The following is a 24,894-nucleotide window of genomic DNA, read 5'->3' on the forward strand; positions in this document are numbered from 1 at the left end:
AACAGCAGGAAGCCGTGGGACGACCTGCCGTCTCGCTCCTCGCCGATGTCACCTCGGTCGATCGCGCCGATGTCAGACCGTCTCCATGTCCTGATCGTCTCGCTGACCATCGACCGAGAGACAGAAATGATCACGACGCAGGCAGAATTCGAGCTTCTCGAACAGGAGTGGAGGGCGCGGCTCACCGGACGTTCACTCGTCATCGAAGCCGACATCGATCCGGACGAGGCCCGCGAAGTATTCGAGATCATCGGCCGCAGCTATCCGTGGAATGATACCCCGCAGCGTCGGGCGTCATTCTTGTTTGAATTTCGTGCCACATTCGTCGCCGGTATGTGCAGCACCGCCTTCGACTACTACCTCGGCGGTATGTGGCCGTTCGTGGAGAAAGCGCTCGGGCACCGGTTGGCGCAGCCCGACCAGCAGATCTTCTCCGATGCATTTCGGAAGGCCCTCGACTCGTTCGGGCTGTCCCGCTTCAGGTTCCCTCGGCGGAACGTGGACGAGATACTGATGCACGTCGGGATTCCTGGGCAGCGGATGGACGAGTTCATCGATTTACTCTGGCGCCGTTCTGGTATGAGCGACGGACTCGATGGGCGCCAGTTCTGTCAGTGGCTTGCGCGGCTCAGTTCCAGTACGGCGACCCTGGTTCACGGACTCGACGTGCCCTCCTACCGGTTCCTCACAGAGGGTCGCGAGATCGCAGAGGACCTCGTGGACCGATGCCTAGAACTCCTCGAGGATTGGCACCACGGAGGTGCCTCCCACCTTGAGGTGAGCACCTTCCCGCGCGTCATGCAGCGCGACCTCCTCCGAAGCCTCGAGGAACTCGGGGAGAAGCGCATCGCATCGCCGAAGGCGCGAACACGTCAGGTCGACGTGGTCCCGCGTGTGCTCTTCCATGCGCTTGAGGGCGTACACATCCGGCTTCCCTCCCTGGAAGTCATCGCAGAGGAAACGATCTCGTGGACCGTCCGAAGTGATGATCTCGCGATCCGCCGCCGCGTGGACCCGCCGTGGCCGGGTGACGCCGTCACCCCCGAAACCGTCGCCGTGACCAAAGCAGTGCGAGACATCATCGTGCAAGCATCCCCCGGAGACCGTACCTGGGAACTGGCGCTGGTCGACCCCCGCGACCCACTGCTCGTGTTCGATGGCAGGACCGGAGAATTGGTGCCGCCGCGCAACACGCTCCCGAAGACCGACGTCTGGATTGCAGCGCCGAACCCGGACGGCAGGTCCATGACGGATCTCATCGAGGTCGAAGGGGGGTCCCTCCGCGACGAACCCGTCGAGAGCATACTCGGCTGGTGGAACTGGGCATTTGCGCGGATCGACCTGCGCGACCTTCGTCGTTTCCGATTTCGCGGATCAGATCAGTGGCGCTACGTGTCGACAGTCACGCGGCCGACCATCGAGTTCGAGAACATGGTTCCGAACGCGACATCAGCTGAGGGCGGTCACGTCTTCAGCACGCTGCCGCTCGTCACCATTCCTCCGGATCTCAGCCAACCGCAGGATGCCCCGCCAACCGTCGAGTGGCGCACGACAGTTCGGGACGTGAACACCCGCGCCGCCGTCGTGGAGTCGAGTATCTGGGCGAAAGCAGAACCCCAGGGCCTAGACCTTGGCGCCGTCTGCGCTGAATCACTCGCCGGCACGTTCGAAGTGGATGTGTCCGGACCACTCGGCCGAGGTGTCCGTCGGCGTTTCTCGGTCGTGAGCGGGCTGAAGCTCGATCCTGACCTACGGTTCCGGCGGATGCTCCCGAACGACGGCGGACTCGAGCCGGCGAGCATCCAGGTAGAAAGCGCGTCAGGAGTGACAGTCCCCCCGTCGATCATGCTGTCTCGCCGCCGAGCACTGGAGACACTGGAGGCCATCGATCAGACCGGCCGCACGGTGCAGATCACCGTCGCGATCCCGTCAATGTCAGTCGCGCTTGCGGGAGAAGGCTTCGAGGCGGTTCCGAGCCACGCGCCGGTGCAGGTCAACGCGGAGGACATCGGGACCCTTCGTCTCAAGGTGAACCACGGCAATCCCGACACATCTCCGCCAATCGTGGCAATGCACGGGGATTCGGCGGTACAGACGCTGATCGCCAAAGGGCGTCGCCACGGCGGCGCGTCCGAGTACAACCTCGGTGAACTTTCGGACACCCTGCAGCAGCATCACTCACTCACTCTGCACGTCAGCGTCGATGGCAGCAGGATACCCGTCGCGCGCATCCGTCCGAGAACACTTGCCGAGGCCGTGCAGCTCGTCGGAAGCCAGATTGTGGTCGTTGGGACGCGCACCGACGAGCCTCTCGAGGTCGGCATTTATCGGCGGTACGCGCCGTGGCGGCCGGCAAGCGTGTTCACGACCACCGACGGCGTGGTCGACCTCGGATCCGAACTCCTCGACGAGGGAGAACTCTGCGTCGTCATTCGGGTCGAGGACCCATGGGTGCCGTTTCGCTGGCCTACGGAGTACCCGTCCCGCGGCGTGAACGTCTTCGACGTTCAGGTGCGGCCGCTCGTCGAAACGTCCGACGAGACGGAAGCGGGTATCCGCTCCTGGCTGGCTCGCGCGGCACCGCTTCATGCCACCCGCGATTTGCTCCCGCTGGTGATGAGTCTCTACTCCGGAAACACGCTCGACAAGTTTCGCGTGCCGGGCGCACGCCTCCGGGAAGAATTGACCGATGCCGTCCGAGCGCTCCGCAGGTTTGTGCCGGTAGAGATGGATTCAGGAAAAGCGTTTGATGCGCCACTTGGGCTGCTCGTGGCCTCGGACGTCGTCACGTTGCCAGCCGGTCAGTATCGATCATCCCCAAGTATGTGGGACTTCGCGCCCGCACTGGCTTACCTGACCTCGCCGGTCGACGCCACTAGCGAGTCAACCTCCGCTGAGAGCGACGCCAGAGACCGTGCGCTCGGGGCAGCGTTCCAAGACTTCGTCGTGAACGGCGACGATCCGGAAGCGAGTGTCGGGCGGTTCAACGACACGACCCGCGCTCTGTCTCGGATGCCCGCAGCTCGCGTGGCCGAGATCTGGCGCGTCGCCAACTGCGTACCGAGTGCACTGCTCGACACCGACAGTCGCGCCGTCGCGGGGAAGGAACTCTTCGACCATCGAGTCGAAGCTTCGTACGACATCCGCGGAACTCTCCGGAAACTCGAGCTCGCGGAGCAGGTGTTGGAACGGACGTTCGGGCGTGCTGCGCTGTCTCCGATCCACAAGCGCCTCGGCGCGGATGACTGGACGAGCCTTCCCGCAGCGTCGATCGCGTTCGCGCTCATCGCACGAGCGGCCGCCCGCGGGCATGAGAACGCGACGAAGCTCCATGCGCACACCCGTCCGTCCCTCGAAACCATCGCGCGAGCGGCACCCCGCATCGTCGAACAAGACCTCGTCCTAGCGGACATCTGGACCGAACGTTGGAGTAGAGCATGACCGGCATGATCGACCCGCTGAGCGTCAGTGAAGCCGTCGCCAGCACGTACACGCGCTACCTCGGCTCACTGATCGAACCATCGGATGAGCGTTTGAACAGCGCACTGCACGGCGCGATCGAGCGCGAATCAGACGCGGGACTCACAAAAGGGCCTTACCTCCACGTGCAGGCCCCGTACGTGGCCGGTGCCTCCCCGGAACAACTGATCGATGAGGGCACACTCTCTCGGCGATTCGAACGATTCGGGGGCCGGCTCCCGCTCTCGAGACCGCTCTACCGTCACCAGGAAGACGCGATCCGAAAGGTCGCGGCCGGACGCAACGTGGTGGTCGCCACCGGCACCGGCTCCGGAAAGACGGAGAGCTTCCTGCTCCCGATTCTCGACGCCATCCAACGCGAGGCAGTAGGCGGTCGTATTGGCGCGGGCGTGCGAGCCCTTTTGCTGTACCCGATGAATGCACTCGCGAACGACCAGCTCAAGCGTCTCCGCGAGCTCCTCGCCGACACGCCAGAGGTGACGTTCGGCCGGTACACGGGCGAGACGCAGGAGACCGAGGCCCGCGCGGCCGAGCAGTTCGCCCGGCAACACCCGGGCGAGCGACACCTTCAGAACGAGATCATCAGCAGAGAGCGGATGCGGGCGAACCCACCACACCTGCTGCTGACCAATTACGCCATGCTCGAGTACCTGCTCTTGCGTCCAGCTGACATCGAACTCTTCGAGACGGAGGACGCTGCCGGTACTTGGCGGTTCATCGTGGTGGATGAAGCCCACGTCTACGACGGCGCGACCGGCGCCGAAGTCGGATTCCTGCTGCGCCGACTCCGCGAGCGTGTCGCGAAGAACCGTCCTGTTCAGTGCATCGCGACCAGCGCCACCGTCGGCTCCGATCACACGCGCGCCGCTCAGTTCGCTTCGGACCTGTTCGGCTCCGACTTCGCGTTCGATGCGGCGGTCCCCGACCATCAGGACGTCGTCACAGCTACCCGTGAGGTGTTCCCGTCACAGGTGAGCGAGAACGATGACCACGTCGCGGCGATCAGACGACTCGCGTCGGAACACCCCCGCACGCTCGACGAACTCGTGTCGCTCCTCGGGCCGTCCGTACCCGACCGGCGTGCTCTGATCGACATCGTCGCGGCGGCCAGTGCGGCGCGAGACGACAGCGCTGCCCCACCGCTGAGCGCGAAGTACCACCTGTTCGCCCGCGCCACTGAGGGTGCGTTCACCTGTTTGACGGGTGCTGGCCCGCATGTCGAGCTCGTTCGTCGTGAGCGGTGCGAGGCGTGCGCCGGCGCGATGTTCGAGTTCGCGGCCTGTCGGAACTGCGGTGGCACGTATCTGTGCGGTTCGGAGCGTGTCGCCGATGGGCAGCGTTGGTTCACCCCCAAGTCAGCAGCATCGGACAAGCTCGTTTGGCTGAGCCTCGTCGCGTCTGAACCGGAGGTCTACGACGAAGATGAAGTCCTCCTGGACGAAGCCGACGATGCGACTACAAGCCCCGTCACTGTGCGTCTCTGCCCGCGATGTGGGTGGCTCACGCAGAAGGACGAGCGATCCTGCCCTCACGATGGTTGTCATGGCGAGGCGCTCGTTGCAGCCGAACGCATCCGGACCGCCCGTCCCGGGAAGTGCCTGCACTGTGGTTCCGCGCGCCCGAACGTGATCCGGCGGTTCGAGAGCGGCAACAACGCGGCCGTCGGTGTCTTGACATCGTCGCTCTACGAGGAACTCCCACCGGCGCAGTCAGCAGACGAGGCCGTTCTCCCTGGCGGTGGCAGAAAGCTGCTGGTGTTCAGCGACAGTCGTCAGCAAGCCGCGTACTTCGCTCCGTACCTCGAAGATTCACATGAACGGTTCATTCGGCGGCGCCTCGTCCTGGCAGGTACGAAATCCGCGACTTTCGAAGACGAGCCTCCGCGGACGACGGACATCGCGTCGATCGTGCGGAAGTCCGCTTCCGATCACGGCGTGTTCGCGGTCGGTGAGACCGCGCTCGAGCGCCAAACGGTCGCTGAGACATGGGTGCAGGCGGAGTTGCTCAGCCTCGATGATCGAATGTCGTTGGAAGGTACGGGCCTCCTGACCTGGCGCATGTACGAGGGACGCGCTGAACCGATCCCTGCGATGCAGCGACTCGGCTTCGCGGACACCGAGACGAGTGATTTGCTCCAGGCGCTCGTCCGATCGCTTCGGCTGCAGGGAGCTGTAAGCCCGCTCGAGCACGTCGATCCTCGGCATCCGGTGTTCGAACCGCGACTCGGTCCGATCTTCGTGCGGGGATCTGGAGCGGACCGTCTTCGTAAGGTGATGAGCTGGCTCCCGACACGCGGAGCGAATCGCAGATCCGATTACCTCGCAAGGATCTTCCGTGCCATGTCCATCGACGCCGACGTGGCGTCGACGCTCGAAGGTCTGTGGAAAGTACTCACCGCGCCGGATGCGATGTCCCGCAAGTGGTTCACCTCTTCGAACGTCGCGGGCGTCGGTCTCGTTCATCAGCTCGACACGACGATGGTGGAGGGGCTCGTCAACACCGCAGATACGCAACTCTGGCGCTGTTCCGTGTGCCGCCGGGTCGCCGCGACGAACGTCCGCGGTGTTTGTGAGACGTACCGGTGTATCGGCGAGCTCCGAGCCTGGTGTCTCCCAGAGCCCTCCCATGATGATGATCACTACCGCGTCCTCTACCGCGAATCCGCCGTCGTGCCCCTCAGCGCTTCAGAACACACCGCACAGTGGTCGAGCGATCGCGCTGCCGAGATCCAGCAGGACTTCATCGCCGGGCGGATGAACGTGCTGTCCTGCTCGACCACATTCGAGCTCGGCGTCGACGTCGGCGAGCTGCAGTCAGTCGTGCTCCGGAACGTGCCTCCGACAGTGTCGAACTACGTACAACGGGCGGGCCGGGCAGGGCGGCGCGTTGACAGCGCAGCGCTGATCCTGACCTATGCCCAACGGAGGTCCCATGACCTTGCGATGTTCGCCGATCCGCGGCAGATGATCGCAGGCACGGTGCGACCGCCGGTCGTCCCGATCGCGAATGAGCGGATCGCAGAACGGCATGTGTTCTCTATCGTGATCAGCGCGTTCTTCCGCGAACAGGCAGCGCTTCACCACCGCCGGTACCGTACGGTGAGCGACTTCTTCGGTGCGCCTGACGCCGAGCCCGCGGCGACCGCGCTCATCCACTGGCTCGACGACCTACCGGAAACTGTCCTCGAGTCGATCGAGGTCGCGCTTGCTCACACCGTTCGTGGGTCGTACGGCCGATCCGAGGAGTGGAAGAACTCCTTGAAGGAGCTCCTCACAAACGTCGGGGAAGAATTCGCGCAGGAGACCGACTTCTACCGGGAAGCCGCCGACAAGGCGTACGCGGAGCGCAAGGGCAAGGTCGGTGATCGATACGAGTTCATGCTGAGGACGATCAACGGCCGCGAGCTCCTCGGCTTCCTCGCGAATCGGAACATCCTGCCGAAGTACGGGTTCCCGGTCGACACGGTGGAGATGCGCACCCAACTCGACTCTCCACTGACCGGGCAGCTCGAACTCTCGAGGGACCTCTCGCAGGCGATCTTCGAGTACGCGCCGGGCACACAGATCGTCGCAGGCGGCAAGCTTTGGCGATCGATCGGTCTCGGGAGGCGGCGGGAACGGGAGCTCCCGCCGGTCTACTTCAGTATCTGCAAGGGCTGCGGCCTGTACCGCGAAGGGCTCGAGCGCGATGACGCGCCGTGCGGGCGATGTGGAACTGAGCCGACCGGCGCGCCGCGCCGGTACTTCGAGCCGCGCTTCGGCTTCATCGCGGAGGGCGGGAAGGAGCGCCCCGGGGACGGTCAGCCCCGCACGAGCTGGCATGGAGAGACACAGCTCGCTTCGACGGGCAACACCGTGTCGTTGACACAGCACCGGCTACCCGGGGCGATCGTGACGGCTGAGCTCTCCGAGCGCGCTCGGATGGTGCGCATCAATGTCGGCCCGACCGAGCAGGGCTTCTGGGTGTGTGAATTCTGCGGGCGTGCCATGGGCGGTTCCGCCGAACTTCCGAAGGGTGCGCATGACCACGCGATGTCCGCGAAACCATGCACCGGCGGGTTCCGGCGGTACTCGCTGGCGCACAAGTACGAGACAGACATCGTCCGCATCTCGTTCAGCCGCCCGTGGTCCGGTGCGGACACCCGAGTGACCGCGCAGTCGACGCTGTACGCCGTCCTTCAAGCCGTGTCGAACCAGCTTGAGATCTCACGCGACAACATCGACGGCGTGACCGATGCGTTCGCGGACTCCGCGTCGATCACCCTCATCGACACCGTTCCCGGCGGTGCCGGGTACGCGCGACTGATCGCACAGAACATCGACTCTGTCCTTGCTCGCGCACTCCAGATCGCGCGGGACTGCGAGTGCGGACCGGAAACGAGCTGCTACCGCTCCCTGCGGACTTTTTCGAATCAGCGACTGCACGATGACCTGGTCCGTGAAGCTGCGTCCACGTTCCTGGACGGGCTCCAGGTTGAGGCGACTCCGCTGACGATCCCGAGTTCGACGAGCGCGGCGATCCCGACCGACTTCGCGAACCCAGCTGTGGCTGGTGTGCTGAATCTGCTCGGCGATGTCGGCCAATCGGCGATGGTTGGTCTGGATGTGGGCCCGTCGAACGAGTGGCAGGTCGAGCTGGCCTGGGTTGAATCAAGGACTGCAGTCGTCATCGACCAAGACGTTCAACGTGACGCCTGGCTCGGCGACAAGGGATGGACTGTGATCCCGGCCGGAACTGGCTGGGCAGACGAAGCCGTCGCGATGGCCGTCGCCCAGGGAGTGGGGCCTGTGGTCCTCGAATGAGCACCTCGGACTGCACGAACGTCATGGTGGCACCGGGCATGCCTGCGAAGACGGGCCAATCATCCTCAAGAATTGACGGTGCCTCATGCCATGATGTGCTCGCGCCTGTGAGTACAGCCAGGGGCGACCGTTCCACTAGCGTGATGAAACGTGCTCTGCTCCCTGGCAGTCGCACCGGGGTGAGAGGTACCACGACGTGTCCCAGAGTGAAGCCATGCCGTTGAGCGAGATCCGATCGATCCCGAATGTGGCTCCTGGCAGCGTCGTCGTGGTTCGCGATGCCGAGTGGCTCGTCCTCTCGACGGAGGCCACAGCATCCGGGCTCCTCATCACCGTGCAGGGCCTGTCCGAACTCGTTCGGGACACCACGGCCACGTTCTACAGCGACATCGACGACATCGAGGTCCTCGATCCCGCCGCAGCGCGAGTCGTCGGCGATGACTCCTCGGGCTACCGGAGAGCGAAGCTCTGGCTCGAGGCAACGCTTCGCAAGACGCCGGTGCCGCTGCACGACACGGCCATGGGCGTCTCGACACAGATGCTCGCGGACCCGCTCGAGTACCAGCGCGAGGCCGTCCGCAAGGCACTCGATCCCGCCAACCTGCGTCCGCGAATCCTCATCGCGGACGCCGTCGGCTTGGGCAAGACCATCGAGATCGGGATGATCCTCGCTGAGCTGGTTCGGCGCGGACGGGGTGAACGCATCCTCGTGGTCACTCCGAAGCACGTCCTCGAGCAGATGCAGCAGGAGATGTGGACGAAGTTCGCCCTGCCGTTCGTCCGCCTCGACTCGGTCGGCATCCAGCGCGTTCGGCAAAAGCTCCCTGCCACCCGGAACCCGTTCAGCTTCTACAAGCGAGCGATCATCTCCGTCGACACGCTCAAGCAGGACCGGTATCGCAGTCACCTCGCGAAGCAGCGATGGGATGCGGTTGTCATCGACGAGTCGCACAACGTGATGAACAATGCGACGTTGAACGGGCAGCTCGCTCGGATCCTCGCACCGAACACCGAGGCACTCATCCTCGCCTCAGCAACGCCACACAACGGCAAGAAGGAGTCCTTCGCGGAGCTCATCAGGATGCTCGAGCCCACCGCGGTGACGCCGAGTGGCGAGATCATCAAGTCCGAGCTCGATCGACTCGTGGTCCGCCGCCACCGGCACAGCGCGACGGTCGCGAAGGAGGTCGGCTCGGACTGGGCCGAACGCCAGGAGCCGAACAACGTCCTCGTGGCCGCCTCCCCCGCTGAGAACGCGATCGCGGACGAGCTGGCCCACGTCTGGTTGCATCCACACCCGGGCAGCTCCAACCCGTACTCCGGCGAGAACTCCTCGCTGTTCCCCTGGACGCTGGCCAAGGCGTTCCTGTCATCCCCGAAAGCGCTCGAGGAGTCGCTCACCGAGCGCTTGAAGCGAGTCCATCGAGGTGAGTCGTCGCCGGCCCGTGAACGCGAGATCGAGGCGCTCGAACGTCTGCTCGCCCTCACCGTGACCGCCCTCGATGCTAGATCGGCGAAGTACGAGGCGCTCCTTGCTCACGCCCGCGGGATCGGCGTCGGCCCGTCGTCGGATGACCGCCTCGTCGTGTTCTCGGAGCGCGTGCCCACGCTGCACTGGCTCCGGACGAAGCTGCGCCACGACCTCAAGCTGCGGGAGGACCAGATCGCGGTCATGCACGGCGGGCTCACGGACGAGGAGCAGCAGCGACTCGTCGACTCTTTCAAGCAATCGTCCTCGCCCATTCGCGTCCTCGTGACGGGAGACGTCGCGAGCGAGGGCGTCAATCTCCACTCGCAGTGTCACGAGCTGGTGCACTTCGACATCCCCTGGAGCCTCATCCGGATCGAGCAGCGGAACGGACGCATCGACCGCTACGGGCAGAAGCACGCGCCGCGCATCACCACGCTCCTGCTCGACCCGAGCAACGATCGCTTCGCCGGCGACGTGAGGGTGTTGAAGAACCTGCTCGAACGCGAGAACGAGGCGCATGGGGCACTCGGGGACGTTGCCTCACTCATGGGCAAGTACAGCGCGACTGCCGAAGAAGACGCCATCCGCGATGTCCTTCGCGGCAAGCAGACGCTCGATGAGACGGTTCGGACTGCAGACTCACTCCTGCATGACGATTCGAACAGCCTCGAGGCGCTGTTCGCACAGATGGACGCCGCTCCGGCCGCAACTGCGACCGGTACCACCGCGACGACGACCGGCAGCACCGCAGCGGTTGCATCCCGCGCGAGTACCTCGGGTACGGGACTCTTCCCGGACCACGTCACCTTCCTCGACACGGCGCTCGACGAGCGCTCCGAGGTCCCGACGGACCCACCGGAGCGGGGCGGCGTCTCGTGGAAGCGGAGCACCGGCATCGCACAGCTCGTCCCCCCGCGGGACCTCAAGCAGCGTCTCGACGTCTTGCCCCAGTCCTACCTGCGTGACCGGAAGGTGACGGAGAACCTGGTGCTCGCCACCACCACCCCGCAGGCCAAGCAGAGCGCCGACGACGCCATCAACAACAAGGCGCAGAATTCCACGTGGCCCGAGGCGCACTACCTCGGTCCATTGCACCCCGTGCTCGAGTGGGCGAGTGACCACGCGTTGTCGCGCCTCGGACGCAACACGGTGTTCGCGGTTCGCGGAGACGTCGAGAGCCCGATGGTCCTCGTCCACGCGACGCTGACGAACCGGCGCGGCCAGGTCGTCGCGAGTTCGTACTGCACGGTGGAGTTCCCGACACCGTCCCTGCATGCGGTGCAATCCCACCCCGATGCTCGCTCGGCCCTGACCGCGATGGCGTTCTCCGCGTCGGTGACGACCAACCCCGGCAGGGTGGCGACGAGCGACCTGCAGCGCCTGATCCCGCTCGCGGTGGATGCGACGCGGGCCACGGCGGAGCAGTTGCTCGCGGCGTCGGGCGCCGACATCCAGAACCGCATCGAGGCGTGGGCTGAGCGCGCCACGGAGTGGCAGACGAGTGCCGCTGGGCAGACGCAGCTCCCGGGTCTGACGCGCCACCGGATCACGGTCGAGAAGGAACTGCAGATGGCCGAGGAGATGTCGCCGAACCAGCATTTCGTCCGGCCGCTCCTGGTGGTCGTGCCGGCCGACGAACCGGTGGACACCGCCCCGCTGAACGAGAACGAGGTCTGACCCGTGGCGACACTGACATCCGAAGCGATCATCGTCGGCGAGGACTGGATCAGCGAGCACTACCTGACGACGGATGCGACATCGCAGTCGTTCCAGGCACGCGTGCGAGCACGTCGGTCTGCGTGGGACGAGACGGACGCGGACCACGACGAGTCCACCCGTGCTCGTTTCAGCGCCCACCGTTCCGAGCTCCTGTCCAGTGTAACGACGATCAGCCCGGAGACCGACGATGACGGCTCGGTGAGCGAAGCCGGACTGGAGGCAGTGCGCACCTTCCTGACGCACCTCCGGTCCGTCCTCGGGTACGTGGACGGCGCGTACGACATCCGTCACGCAGGTCCGCTGCGGTTCGTCGCGCTCCACGGCGTCTCTGGCGGCGCACCACTCGTGCTCCTCGACGCGAAACCGGTCGCACAGCTCGAGAGCCTGCTGGAGAAGAACGCGGAGACGCTGCTCGAACCGTGGGTCCTCGATGACGAGGCCGAGGGCGAGACCTCCGTGGTGCGCGCTCTCTCGACCGTGTTCGCGAGCGAGACGCCGCCGACGTTCGCGCTCGTCATGGCCGGGCGCTGGATGCTCGTCGCAGAACGGGATCGGTGGTTCGAGGGCCGTTACCTCGCGATCGACCTGCAGCTCGTCTGCGAGCGGAACGACACCAAGCGCGGCGGTGAGATCGACCGCATGTTGACGAGCGTCGAGGCCGCATCGCTCGCGCCTGACGCGGACGGTGAGATCTGGTGGTCAGCGACACTCGACGATGCCGTGAAGCACACCGTGGGCGTCTCAGAGGACTTGCGGGAGGGCGTCCGCGAGTCCATCGAGATCATCGCGAACGACGTGGTCACGCGCAGGGCCGCTGCCGGGCTGCCGCAGCTCCCGCCGTCCGAGGCGCAGCCCCTCGCCAAGCAATCGCTCCGCTACCTCTACCGCATCCTGTTCCTGCTCTATGCCGAGGCATCGCCCCAGCTCGAGATCCTGCCGGTCGGGTCACCGCAGTACGAGAACGGCTACAGCCTCGATCGTCTGCGGGAACTCACGCTCGTGGAACTGGCCTCGCCCGCGGCGCAGACTGGCACGCACTTCTACGCGTCGCTCGCGGTGCTGTTCCGCATGGTGCACAACGGCCACCGTCCGGAACGGGACGAGCGTGACGGAACGCAGGAGGGCCTCCCGTTCGAGAGCATCCGGGCGGATCTCTTCGAGCCGGCTGCGGTCGCGCACATCGACGCAGTGCAGCTCAGCGACGCTGCGATGCAGCAGGTGCTCGCGCGGCTCCTGCTCAGCCGCGAGAGCCGCAGCCGGGACCGTGGATACATCAGCTATGCCGACCTCGGGATCAACCAGCTCGGCGCCGTGTACGAGGGCCTCATGTCCTACACCGGCTTCTTCGCCGAGGAGGACCTGTTCGAGGTGGCGCCCGACGGCAACCCCGTGAAAGGTTCGTGGGTGCTGCCGGTCACGCAGGACAGCGACATCGAGACCCGGCACTTCCTGATGCGCACCGATGCCATCACGGGCGAACCGAAACGCGTTCGTCATGAGAAGGGATCGTTCGTCTACCGCCTCGCGGGTCGCGAGCGACAGCAGTCTGCCTCGTACTACACGCCGGAGGTCCTCACCCAGTTCACGGTTGGCCAGGCGCTCGAAGAACTCCTCGATCAGGACAACACGATCACGCCCGCCGAGGAGATCTTGACGCTGACCGTGTGCGAGCCCGCACTCGGCTCCGGAGCGTTCGCGATCGAGGCCGTGCGGCAGCTCGCTGACCAGTACCTCACGCGCCGGCAGAAGGAGCTCGGCGAGCGGGTCGACCCTGACGAGTACCCGGCCGAGCTACAGCGCGTGAAGGCGTCCATCGCCCTGCACCAGGTCTACGGCGTCGACCTCAACGCCACCGCGGTGGAGTTCGCCGAGATCACCCTGTGGCTCGACACCATGTCGAAGGGGCTGCAGGCGCCGTGGTTCGGCCTGCACCTCCGTCGCGGCAACTCGCTCATCGGCGCGCGTCGCGCCGTGTACGACCGCGCGTCCGTCGCATCGAAGGCCTGGCTCAAGACCGTTCCGAGGGTCGTTCCGTTCTTCACCCAGGAGGCACCGGAACCGGGCGCTCTGCGTGCCGACATCGACGGCACCGTGCACCACTTCCTGCTCCCCGCCGAGGGCTGGGGTAGCGCAGTCGACGCGAAGGAAGCGAAGGAACTCGCCCCGGAGGCTCTCGCCGCGCTCAAGGCATGGCGACGTCAGGTCCTCGCGAAGCCGACCAAGCAACAAACGGACACCCTCATCGCCCTCGGATACCGGGTCGAGCGGCTCTGGGACATCGCACGTCGCCGACTCGAGATCGCCGAGCACGAGATCCGCCGGGACATACCGATCTGGGGTGCTGACGACCAGCCAGACGCTGGCGGCGCCGTGTCGCGCGAGGAGATCGAGCGGAAGCTCGGCGACCCGAACGGCGCGTATCAGCGGATCCGCCGCGCGATGGACGCGTGGTGCGCGATGTGGTTCTGGCCCCTCACGGACACCCTGACGAACGGGGCGACGCCCCCAACGCTCGACGAGTGGATCGCAACGCTCCGTGAGCTCCTCGGTGAGCACACGACGGCTCGACCCGCGGCCGCGCGGCAGGGGCAGGTGACGCTGGGTGCACGGCAGAGCGGATGGGAGGCGCTCAACGACGAGGAGGCGGACGACCTCGCGTTCGCGAGTGCCACCGATCTCGACACGCTCCTCGCAGGCCGACCTTGGCTCGCCGCCGCAGAGCGAATCGCCGGACAGCAGGGCTTCTTCCACTGGGAGCTCGACTTCGCTCCCGTGTTCGCCCGGGGCGGCTTCGACCTGCAAGTCGGGAACCCGCCGTGGGTGCGTCCGGACTGGAATGAATCGGCATCGCTAGGTGAGCACGACCCCTGGTGGACGCTGGCCACGAAGCCCCCCGTTGACGAGGAGATCCGGCGGCGCGAACTCGCGTTGACTGACCCGACAGTTCGCCGCTCGTACCTCGACGACTTGACCTCGGTTATCGCGGCCCGCTCGGCTGTGGGGAACATCATTACATACCCGATGAACGCGGGACTGCGACCGGACCTCTACCGGTGCTTCATGGAGCAGACTTGGCGACATGCGAACCCGCGAGGTTCAGTCGGGTTGATTCACCCGGAGGCGCATTTCACGGACGAGAGAGCGGGGGCTTTGCGTCGGGAGACTTATCAACGTCTTCGTCGCCACTGGCAATTCATCAATGAACTCCGCCTTTTTGACATTCACAACCTGGTATCCTTTGGCGTACACGTTTATGGAAGTGACCGTTCTCCGAAATTTAGCCAAGCGACCAATCTCTATCACCCTAGCACCGCGCTCGGCTCCCTCCGACACAACGGATCGGGCGAGGAGCCGGGTCTTAAAGACCGCGACGGCAACTGGGATCTGCACCCGCACCGCGGCCGAATAGTCGAAGTGAATGAGACTGTGCTGAAAACATGGCATGCAGTGCTAGAGGACGAGGACATCCCTCTGCGGCACACGCGAATGGTATACGCCGTGAATAGCGCGTCAGCGGGCGCAATGGATAAGCTCGCGCGAAGCAAGCGTATTGGGGATCTCGATCTCGAATTTAGTCGAGGTTGGAACGAGACCACTGACCGCAAGAGGCGGATGCTGGAAGTGGAATGGGGTCCAGTCGATGCTTGGGAGGACGTAATCCTCCAGGGGCCGCATCTCTTCGTGGCCAATCCTGCCTATAAGTCGCCGAACAAGTCCATGTCTAGCAATAAGGACTGGTCACTGATTGACATCGAGGCGCTCGCTCCAGATTCGCTTCCGGTGACGGCCTACAAACCCGCGAACGCGAGGTCGGTTTACAATGCCGCTTACACGCACTGGGGTGTACGCGGGGCTGCTCGTGACCATCATCGACTCGCATGGCGCAGCATGGCTGCCAACTCAGGCGAGCGGACGCTCGTTAGCGTCATAATCCCCCCTGGGGCGGCTCATGTGCTCACCATCTATTCGACCGCCGTATTTCAAGATGAACGTGCTGACGTGCCTTCGCTCACTAGGCTCGGGGGGTTCACCATGTCGTTAATTCTCGACTTTGCCGTCCGATCTGCTCCTCGTTCGAACATCATCAACAGCACGCTCGAACGCCTACCTCTATCTTCCGGACAACTTGATGACGAGCTCCGCTACCGCTATCTACGTTTGATCGCTAATACCTCCGTCTATTCCGCGTTATGGTCTGAGAATCAGGACGCATCGGTTTTGAGAATGTCACTCCGCGACGGGCTGTCAAAAACCTGGACGCCATCTGTCCTTCTTCGAAAAGCCAGCGAACGGCGTCAAGCTCAGGTCGAGATAGATGCGATCGTTGCAATTACACTTGGCCTGACCGCCGACGAACTCTGCACCATCTACCGCACCCAGTTCGCGGTCCTCTACGGCTACGACCACAACGTCTACTTCTACGACGCGCACGGCCGCCTCGTGCCGAACGAAGTCCTGAAGGTTTGGCGGCAGAAGCAGGACGGCATCAGTGCCGAGGAACGCACGGCGACGAACGCATCCGGGAACACCTACACCTACGAGCTCCCGTTCCGGACGCTCGACCGTGAGGCCGACATGCGGCAGGCATACGCACACTTCGAGAAGCTCCTGGAGGAGCGGTCATGAGCGAGCTGCTCCCCACCCTGCAGGCCGAGGACATCCGGAAGGGGCTCCTTGACTACCTGACGACGACGTTCGCCCTCGCGGACCCGGAGACGAAGCAGTCGCTCTCCCGGTTTCTCGAGGACCCCGAGATGGGCATCTTCCGGGGCCCGTACGTGCGGCTCCGTCTGCCGTTCGAGCCAGCCGCAGCCGGTTGGGAGCACTCGCTGCAGTGGCAGCCGCCGCGCCGACCCTACGGACACCAGGCGGCCGCCTACGAACGGCTCAGCTCGCTCCCCCGCCCCGGCCACACCGAACCGCAGCCGACGCTCGTGACGACCGGCACCGGATCGGGCAAGACCGAGGCGTTCCTCCACCCGATCGTCGATCACGTACTCCGCGCGAAGCGAGACGGCGTGCAAGGCGTCAAGGCTCTGATCCTGTACCCGATGAACGCGCTCGCGAACGACCAGGCTCGCCGGATCGCCGAGCTCATCACGGGCGATCCGGCACTCGGCGGCATCCGTGCGGCGCTCTACACCGGCCAGGACGGTCCCACCCAGCGGACAGTTACGGCCGACAACCTCATCACCGAGCGCGACGAGATCCGAGCGCTCGCGCCGGACATCCTGCTCACCAACTACAAGATGCTCGACCAACTCCTCCTGCGTCCGGGCGACCGGGCATTGTGGGACCAGAGCGCGCTGAGTCTTCGGTACCTCGTCCTCGACGAGTTCCACACCTACGACGGCGCGCAGGGCACCGACGTCGCGATGCTGCTCCGGCGGCTCGGTCTCGCGCTCAAGTCCCGGTGGCCGTCCGATGCTGACGTCCCGGACGTCGCGCGGGATCGACCCCTTGGTCTGCTCACACCCGTCGCGACGTCAGCGACACTCGGTGACGGCGGTGATCCCGCCGCGATGGTCGACTTCGCGAACACCGTGTTCGGTGGCGGGTTCGATGCGGACAGTGTCGTCACGGAGACCCGGCAGACGCTCGACGACTGGGTCGACCAGTCCGAGGAACTCCTCGCCGACATCGACCTGGTCGCGGCGGAGGTGACCGACCTCCGCGTTCACGGACTGCTCGAGCTCATCGATGCAGACGCCATGACGGGGCCGCGGGATGCGGACCTCCTCACGGAGCGAGTCGTCGACTGGCTGTACGCCACACAGGACGAGCAGGACGCCGAGGATGACGGCCAACGAGCGCGTGAGCGTCTCCACCTGGCGCTCGACTCCGCACCGAATCGAGCAGATCGATTCGCCCTGCTCCTCCATCTCCTGCAGGCGCACCCGTTCGTGCAAGAGCTGGTCCGACGAGCAGCCACCTCGGTTCCGCTTTCCACACTCAGTGCGCAGGTGTTCCCGAACGAGCTCGCTGCGTCACAGACGGCGACAGATCGCGATTCCGATCGGTCTCGGGCGCTGATCGCCGTGTTCGGCGCGCTCAGCCATGTGCGGAAGGAGGCCGGCCGCGACGCTGTCTCCGTCGACCTCCACCTCTGGATCCGGGCGTTGTCGCGCGTCGATCGCTTCGCGCAGGCGTCGCCTGCGTTCGCCTGGACCGACGACGGCGATGTGCCGTCGGTCGAGCAACTCGACGCGGCTCAGGCACCCGATGCACACGCATTCCCCGCCGTGTTCTGTCGCCACTGTGGACGGAGCGGATGGGGTGTGGAGCTCGGACCGATTGGCTTCTCGCTGTCGACCGACGACGACTCGATCCGAGGCAACCACGCTGCGCGATCGAAGAAGAGTCGATTCCGCGCTTTGATCCACGCACCCAGAGAGGGTGAAGTCGCGCTCGAGGGAACGGATGAGAGCGCCGAGCAGCTGCGGTGGTTGCACGTCGAGAACCGCGAGCTCCGCATCGACCTCCCGTCGGCTGCCGAGCGTGAGGCCAATACCATCCTCCCCGTGCTCACGCTCATCGACACGGATGCCGATGAGGAGTCGGGGCGGGACACCTGCCCGAACTGTGGCAAGCGCGAGGGCATCCGCTTCCTCGGATCAGCGATCGCAACACAGCTCTCCGTGGTCGTGACGACGCTCTTCGGCGACCGAGACCTCGATCAGGGCGAGAAGAAGGCGCTCGTCTTCACCGACAGCGTGCAGGACGCAGCGCACCGGGCCGGATTCATCCAGAGCCGTGCGCACGTGTTCAACCTGCGGAACGCCGTCCGGTCGGTCGTCAACGGTCCGATGAGCCTCGACGATGTCGCCGACGCGATGATCCAGGCAGCGACGACCCCGGCTGAGCGGTACCGGCTGCTCCCCCCGGACCTCGTCGACCGCGCCGGGTTCGGCGCGTTCTGGGACCCGGACAAGAAGCCCTCCCCAGCCGTCAAGAACCGAGTCAAGGAGCGGGTCCGCTTCGACGTCGCGCTCGAGTTCGGCCTCCAGTCACGGGTCGGTCGGACGCTGGAGGAGACGGGCAGTCTGGTTGCCTCCGTCGACGCCGGCACCGCCTCCAGACTGGAGGCGATCGGTCGCGCTGCGATCGACGGGATCGAGACCGCAGGTCGACTCGATGACGACTCCGACGGCACGATCACGTCCGACGCTCTGGTGCGATGGGTCCGGGGCACGCTCGAACGGCTGCGCGAGCGCGGCGCCATCGAGCACACCTGGCTCCGTCGGTACATCGAGGAGAACGGCGAGCGGTGGTGGGTGTGGGGCGGTCGGCCCGCCAGACGACAGGGCATGCCGGCCTTCCCGAACGGCCGTGAGGCACCCGCGTTCGCGCGGTTCGGCCCGAAGGCACAGGGCGGCCGGGAGTCGAACCTCGATCAGGCATCCTCTCCCCAGAGCTGGTACGCCCGGTGGACCCGGAAGAACCTCGACGTGTCTGCGGCGGTCAGCGCCAACCTGGTTCGGCGGCTCTTCGAACGACTCGATCACGAGGAGATCGTCGTCAGCTGGCCGATCAAGGGCAGCGAGGCGCGCGCCTACGGACTCCGCCCGAGCTCGGTGATCGTCGCGCCCGCGGACGACGCCGCGCTCACGAGCGGAGACCTGATCATGGTCTGCGACACATGCGAGACCACGACCCCGGTCGCGGCAGCAGTGGCGTCGCAGCTCGTCGGCGGACCGTGCACCGCCGACCGATGCCGCGGACATCTGCTTCGCTCAGAGGGAGACGCCGACAATTACTACCGGCGCCAGTACGACACCGGCACGATGCGTCGCGTCGTCGCTCGCGAGCACACGGGTCTGCTCGATGACAAGACCCGCCTGGAGTACGAGAACGCGTTCAAGTCGTCGGACACCCGGCCCGACGCACCGAACGTCCTCGTCGCCACACCCACCCTCGAGATGGGCATCGACATCGGCGACCTGTCGACGGTGTTCCTCGCGGGCCTCCCACGCTCCGTCTCCTCGTACCTGCAGCGTGTCGGTCGTGCCGGACGCCTCACCGGGAATGCTCTCATCACGGCGTTCGTGCTCGGCCGCGGTGCCCAGCTGCCGAAGATCGGCGACCCGCTCTCGGTGATCAACGGGTCGGTCCGCCCGCCGGCTACCTACTTGAACGCGGTGGAGATCATCCGACGCCAGTACACGGCGTTCGTCGTCGACCAGCTCGCTGCAGCCGACGACCTGGGGATGGTGAAGGACGCCATGAGCGTCCTGCGGAAGACGGAGGGTACGTCGTTCATCGCCAAGGTCACCTCGACGGCGGAATCGCGGTCGGAGGAGTTCCTCGACGCGTTCCTCGGCTCGATGGACGGGGTGAGCGACGGGTCCAAGGCAGCGCTCCGCACCTGGGCGGTCATGGTCGACGACGTCGCAGGCTCGAGCGGGCTCGCGCAGACGATGGTGCGGGCCAGCACGGACTGGAACCACGACGCAGAGACCCTGCGACTCCGCAGGAAGCAGATCGAGGAATCGCTGCCGCAACTCGAGCAGCAGGCGGAGGCGTCCAAGGAGGACAGCGCCATCACCGCGCTCCGCTCCGCGCGTGCGTCGCTCCGGCTCGTGCGGAAGCAGCTCCAGGAACTGCGCGGTGAGTTCTGGATCGCCGCACTCGAACGGTTCGGTGTGCTCCCCAACTACACGCTCCTCGACGACCGCGTGCAGCTCAACGTGGGCCTGAGCTGGGTCGATCCCGAGAGCGGGGAGTTCGAGACCGACGACCGGACGTACGAGCGCGGACGCAGCATCGCGATCAGCGAACTCGCGCCGGGTAGTCGGTTCTACGCGCAAGGACTCGAGATCGACATCGATGCCGTCGACCTCGGGCAGGATGGCGAACGGATCCACACGACCGTGTTCTGCCCAGCCTGCGGATTCGCGGCCGACATCGACGGCGAACACCCCGCACCGTCGGTCTGCCCCCGCTGCGGAACGACGGCCATCGCGGACACGAATCAGCGGTACTCCACCGTCGAGATGGAGCAGGTCTCGGCGGAGGTCCGGCGAGACGAGTCGACCATCAACGATGCCGACGACGACCGCACGCGAACGCGGTTCACCCTCCAGCTCGCAGCCGACATCGACCCAGCCAGCATCCTCGAACCGTGGTTCGTCGACGAGGTCGGGCTCGGGGTCAAGTACTCCCGGTCGATGACGATCCGCTGGCTCAACCTCGGCAAGGCGAGTTCCGGCGGCAACCGCGTGATCGCCGGGTCCGAGCACGCTGCGCCGCTCTTCCGCCTGTGCCGCGCGTGCGGGAAACTCGATCGCGATGCGGGGAAGAACACGGCGAACGAGCACCGCGCGTGGTGCCCGCACCGCAAGTCTGCTGATGAACACACCGAGTCGATCGTGTTGACCCGGACGCTCCGGACCCAGGCCATCCTGCTGCGGGTCCCGACGTCCATGACGATCGGCGACAGTCTCAGTCTGCCGAGCCTGTCCGCGGCGATCCAGCTCGGTCTCCGCGAGGTCATCGGAGGCGATCCTGATCACCTGCACATCGCGACGTGCGTCGAGCCGCTGCTCGGGCACGAGGTGAACAACGAGGCGCTCCTCATCCACGACACCGTTCCCGGCGGCACCGGGTACCTCGCTGACCTCGCGGAACCGGCTCGTATCCGTGAGGTGCTCGAGCGCGCTCGCACGGTCCTCCAGGCCTGCCGATGCGCGACGGACGACCGTCGCTCCGCGTGTGATCAGTGCCTGCTCCCCTACGCGCCGGGCGGCAACGCCGACGCGGTCTCCCGCGCCAGCGCTCTGCGCAACCTCGAGAAGCTCCTGCAGGTCCGTGACGGCGAGCAGCGGGACTGGGTCGTCGACTCGGTCGACAACCCGGTCGAAGACCCGGAGTCACACCTCGAACAGTGGTTCCGGAAGGTGTTCAAGGAGCGTGTCATCACGCTGGGTGCCTCAATCAAGGAGACCGACACCGAATGGGGTTCGAAGGTGCAGGTCACACTGCCGAACCAGCACCGGACCTGGACGCTCCGCCCGCAGCCGCAGATCGGCGGCACGCAACCCGACTTCGTCCTCGAGGCGACCGGTGCTCCGCTCCCGCCGATCGCGATCTACACCGACGGGTACGCCTACCATGCATCGCCAGCGCACAACCGTCTGGCGGACGACGCGGCGAAGCGGCGCGGTCTGCGCGAGCTCGGCTACAACGTCCTCGCCATCACGTGGCAGGACATGCAGCGGGCCGTTGATGGTGGCGATGGACAGTTGCCTGCGTGGTACGACGCGTCGCGAACCGTCGGGGTCGAGGCGAAGTACCTGCTCGCGCCAGCCGCCCTCGAGATGCTCCGACGGGATCCGATGCGGCTGCTAATGGGGTGGATCGCTGACCCAGAGACGACCCACGGACATTGGCAACGTGTCGCTAGGGCGATTCCGATGCTGTCCTATGCGGCGAGTGCTCCAGAGCACCTCGAGGCGACGCCGTTCGCGCCCGTAGCATCGGAATTCGCGGATCTCGCGGAGCGAGATGGTGGCCGGTCGTGGACCTTCGCGCGACCTGGTCTCGCTTTGTTGTCGCGGAGCTCTCCCGGCGACACGCCTCCCGTTCCTGCCTGGGCCGCCGCCATGATCGACGATTCAACGGAGCGCGTCGCCCAGCACGATTTCGCCGCCATGTGGGCGGAGTGGCTCCATCTCGGGAACCTTCTCGGTGTCGGCGACGTCCGGACGCCACTCATCGGGACCACCTCGGAGCTCGAGGACCTGAACATCGTGCAGGCTCCGACGGCGGCCAGCCAGGATCCCAGCAGGGAGTCGGTACCGCTGCAGTGGCGAGAAGTGCTCGAGCTGGCCGAAACGGGCGAACAGGAGCTGCTGCTCCGGCTCGCGCTGGAAGCAGAGATCGACCGGATTCCCGAAGTCGGCGTCGAGGTGGAAGACGGCATACCGCTCTCCATCGGATGGTCGTCGATGAAGCTCGCAGTCGATTCGGCCCTGACTGGCGTCGACCGCAACGATCTCGAGGCTGCCGGTTGGAACGTGGTGCCCGCCGATTACGACGACATCGTCGAGGCATTCACCGCGCGCGCAGCCGAGACCGACGGAACAGACGCATGAGGAAGGACAGCTGATGCCACAGATCTCGTGGATGAACGCCAAGCAGAAGCTCGAGAAGCCGACGAAGGTCAAGGTCTTCAACTTCCTCGAGAAGCTGCAGGAGAACGACGCCATTCCGGGGCTGCACATCGAGCCCATACAGAACTCGGTGGATGCACGCGCACGAACCGGACGGGTGGACGGTTCGCTTCGCGCGGTGCTCTACCGGATCGAGGTCGAGCCGGGCGGTCCGCTCTACGTGTACATCGGCACGTACGAGCACGACGAGGGGATCGAGATCGCCCGCACGCGCGTCCTCCGTGTGAACCCCATCAACGGTGTGACCGAGCTCATCAACGCCGGTGCTCCGGAGCCGGTCCGCACCACGACGCCGTTCGTCGCCGAATCCGCAACCGGACCGGGTGCGGGGCATGCCAGTTCGGCCGTCGCTCTTCTGGTCGAGCACGGATACGTCGTCGAGGACCTCACACACCAGCTGGGTTTCGACGACAGAACAGCGGCGGCGCTCATGGCCGTACCGGACGAGGACGCCCTGCTGCTGCTCGGGGCGGAGCTCCCGAACCAATGGCAACAGAACGCTGTGCTCGGGCTCGCTGTGGGCGACTCGATCGAGACGATCAAGACATCGCTCGGGCTCGGCGCACCGGTCGCTGCGGAGACGTCTGGCGAGGCGCCGGTCGACGTCACCGTCGACGTGGATGACCGCGATGGCGTCAGGGCTCCGGCCACGACGCTCGAACCGACCGCGTCGCCGGATGATGCGCTCGTTGCGTCGCTGCAACGGCCAGCCTCGCGGATGCAGTTCACACTCATCGAGGACAACGCCGAGCTCCGCCGCGTCATCGACGGTGGCGACTTCGGCGCTTGGCGCGTCTTCCTGCATCCCGAGCAGCGCGCGTACGCCAGCAGGTCGTACAACGGACCGTTCCGGCTCAGTGGCGGTGCCGGAACCGGCAAGACCGTCGTGCTGCTCCACCGCGCCCGCGCACTCGAAGCCCGCTACCCCGGCTCTCGGATCGCGCTGACGACGTTCACCCGCGCCCTGTCGACAGCGCTCGACCGCGACGTCCAGCGGCTCGATCCGTCGCTGGATCGCTCGAGGCGACTCGGTGCGCCGGGAGTGCTGTCGTCTGGAGTCGATCAGCTGGCCGCAGCCGTGCGCGACAATGCTTCCAAGGACCGATGGGCGACAGCGATGAGCGCGGTACTCGGTCACTCGGTGGAAGGAAGTGTCGAGCTCGTCTCGAATGATCACGGATGGCTCGAGGCAATAGATGATGCCGATGGCGGGCTGCCCGAGGAACTCGCGACCACCTCGTTCCTCGAGGCCGAGTACCTGCAGGTCATCCTGCCGAACCGGATCACAACTGGAGACGAGTACCGCTCCGTTCGTCGAGCCGGACGCGGCATCGCGCTCGACCGCGCCAGGCGGAATGCTGTCTGGAAGGTCGTCGAGCGGTTCCGTGCAAACTCTCGCTCGCTCGGACGGCTGAGTTGGGCTGAGCTCTCCTCCGTGGCCGCAGCACACCTGGCGGCTCATCCCAGTGAGCGGCCGATCGATCACCTCCTCATCGACGAAGCGCAGGACCTGACGCCGAGTCAGTGGCAGCTCCTCCGCGAGCTCGTTCCCGAAGGCAAGGACGACCTGTTCATCGCTGAGGACGCACACCAGCGGATCTATGGGCAGCACGTCGTGCTGTCCCGCTACGGGATCAAGATCACCGGCCGCTCGAGACGACTCACGCTGAACTACCGGACGACGCAGCAGAACCTTCAGTGGGCGCTCGGCGTGCTGGAGGGCGCGTCATTCGAGGACAGTGAGGGCACCGTTGAGTCTGCTCACGGATACCGTTCAGCGCGTCGAGGACCTGCCCCGGAGCTACACGGAGCCGCGACGCCAGCGGACCAGTTCTCATTCGTTACCGATCGGGTTCGATCCTGGCTCGACGCGGGTGTCGCCCCCGAGACAATAGCCGTGCTCGTTCGCGGCAAGAAGCAGGCCAGTGCGGTCGTACAGCAGCTCTCCGCGAAGGGCGTATCCGTCAGCGACATGGACGCCCCTCGCGGGCTGCCGCAGGTCATGACGATGCACCGGGCGAAGGGCATGGAGTTCTCGCGGGTCGTGATGTTCGATGTGACCAACGGCGTCATCCCCAGCCCGTGGGCGCTCCGCGACAAGACCGGAGATGATCTCGATGACGCGATGCTGCGGGAACGATCGCTCTTGTACGTAGCTGCGAGTCGAGCGAGGGATGAGCTCGTCGTCACTTGGCGAGGAGTCCGCTCTTCGCTCATCGAAAATGTTTCGCATCTCTAGATGAAACCTGAC

The 24,894-nt window shown here is 65.6% G+C and carries 6 protein-coding genes; all 6 read left to right on the forward strand.

What is annotated here, in order from left to right; genetic code table 11:
* Window positions 1-69 precede the first annotated feature (69 nt).
* Window positions 70-3,441: a hypothetical protein gene (locus ASF23_RS03400; protein ID WP_055948774.1), complete on the forward strand. Its 3,372-nt coding sequence runs from the start codon at window positions 70-72 to the stop codon at window positions 3,439-3,441.
* Entirely contained in the window at window positions 3,438-8,282 is a 4,845-nt protein-coding gene (locus ASF23_RS03405; protein ID WP_055948775.1) for a DEAD/DEAH box helicase, read from the forward strand. Before ASF23_RS03400 ends, ASF23_RS03405 begins: the two co-directional genes overlap by 4 nt.
* A gap of 247 nt (window positions 8,283-8,529) precedes the next feature.
* Window positions 8,530-11,430: a helicase-related protein gene (locus ASF23_RS03410; protein ID WP_235510753.1), complete on the forward strand. Its 2,901-nt coding sequence runs from the start codon at window positions 8,530-8,532 to the stop codon at window positions 11,428-11,430.
* A gap of 3 nt (window positions 11,431-11,433) precedes the next feature.
* Complete coding sequence (locus ASF23_RS03415; protein WP_235510754.1) at window positions 11,434-16,098, forward strand: Eco57I restriction-modification methylase domain-containing protein; 4,665 nt, start codon at window positions 11,434-11,436, stop codon at window positions 16,096-16,098.
* Window positions 16,095-22,565 (forward strand): DEAD/DEAH box helicase, encoded by a 6,471-nt coding sequence (locus tag ASF23_RS03420; RefSeq protein WP_055948777.1) that lies wholly within the window; start codon window positions 16,095-16,097, stop codon window positions 22,563-22,565. Before ASF23_RS03415 ends, ASF23_RS03420 begins: the two co-directional genes overlap by 4 nt.
* 13 nt (window positions 22,566-22,578) lie before the next feature.
* A complete protein-coding gene (locus ASF23_RS03425) occupies window positions 22,579-24,882 on the forward strand; it encodes a 3'-5' exonuclease (RefSeq protein WP_055948779.1) in 2,304 nt (767 codons plus the stop codon).
* The last annotated feature ends 12 nt before the right edge of the window (window positions 24,883-24,894 follow it).

The organism is Curtobacterium sp. Leaf261, assembly GCF_001422205.1.
GTDB lineage: Bacteria > Actinomycetota > Actinomycetes > Actinomycetales > Microbacteriaceae > Curtobacterium.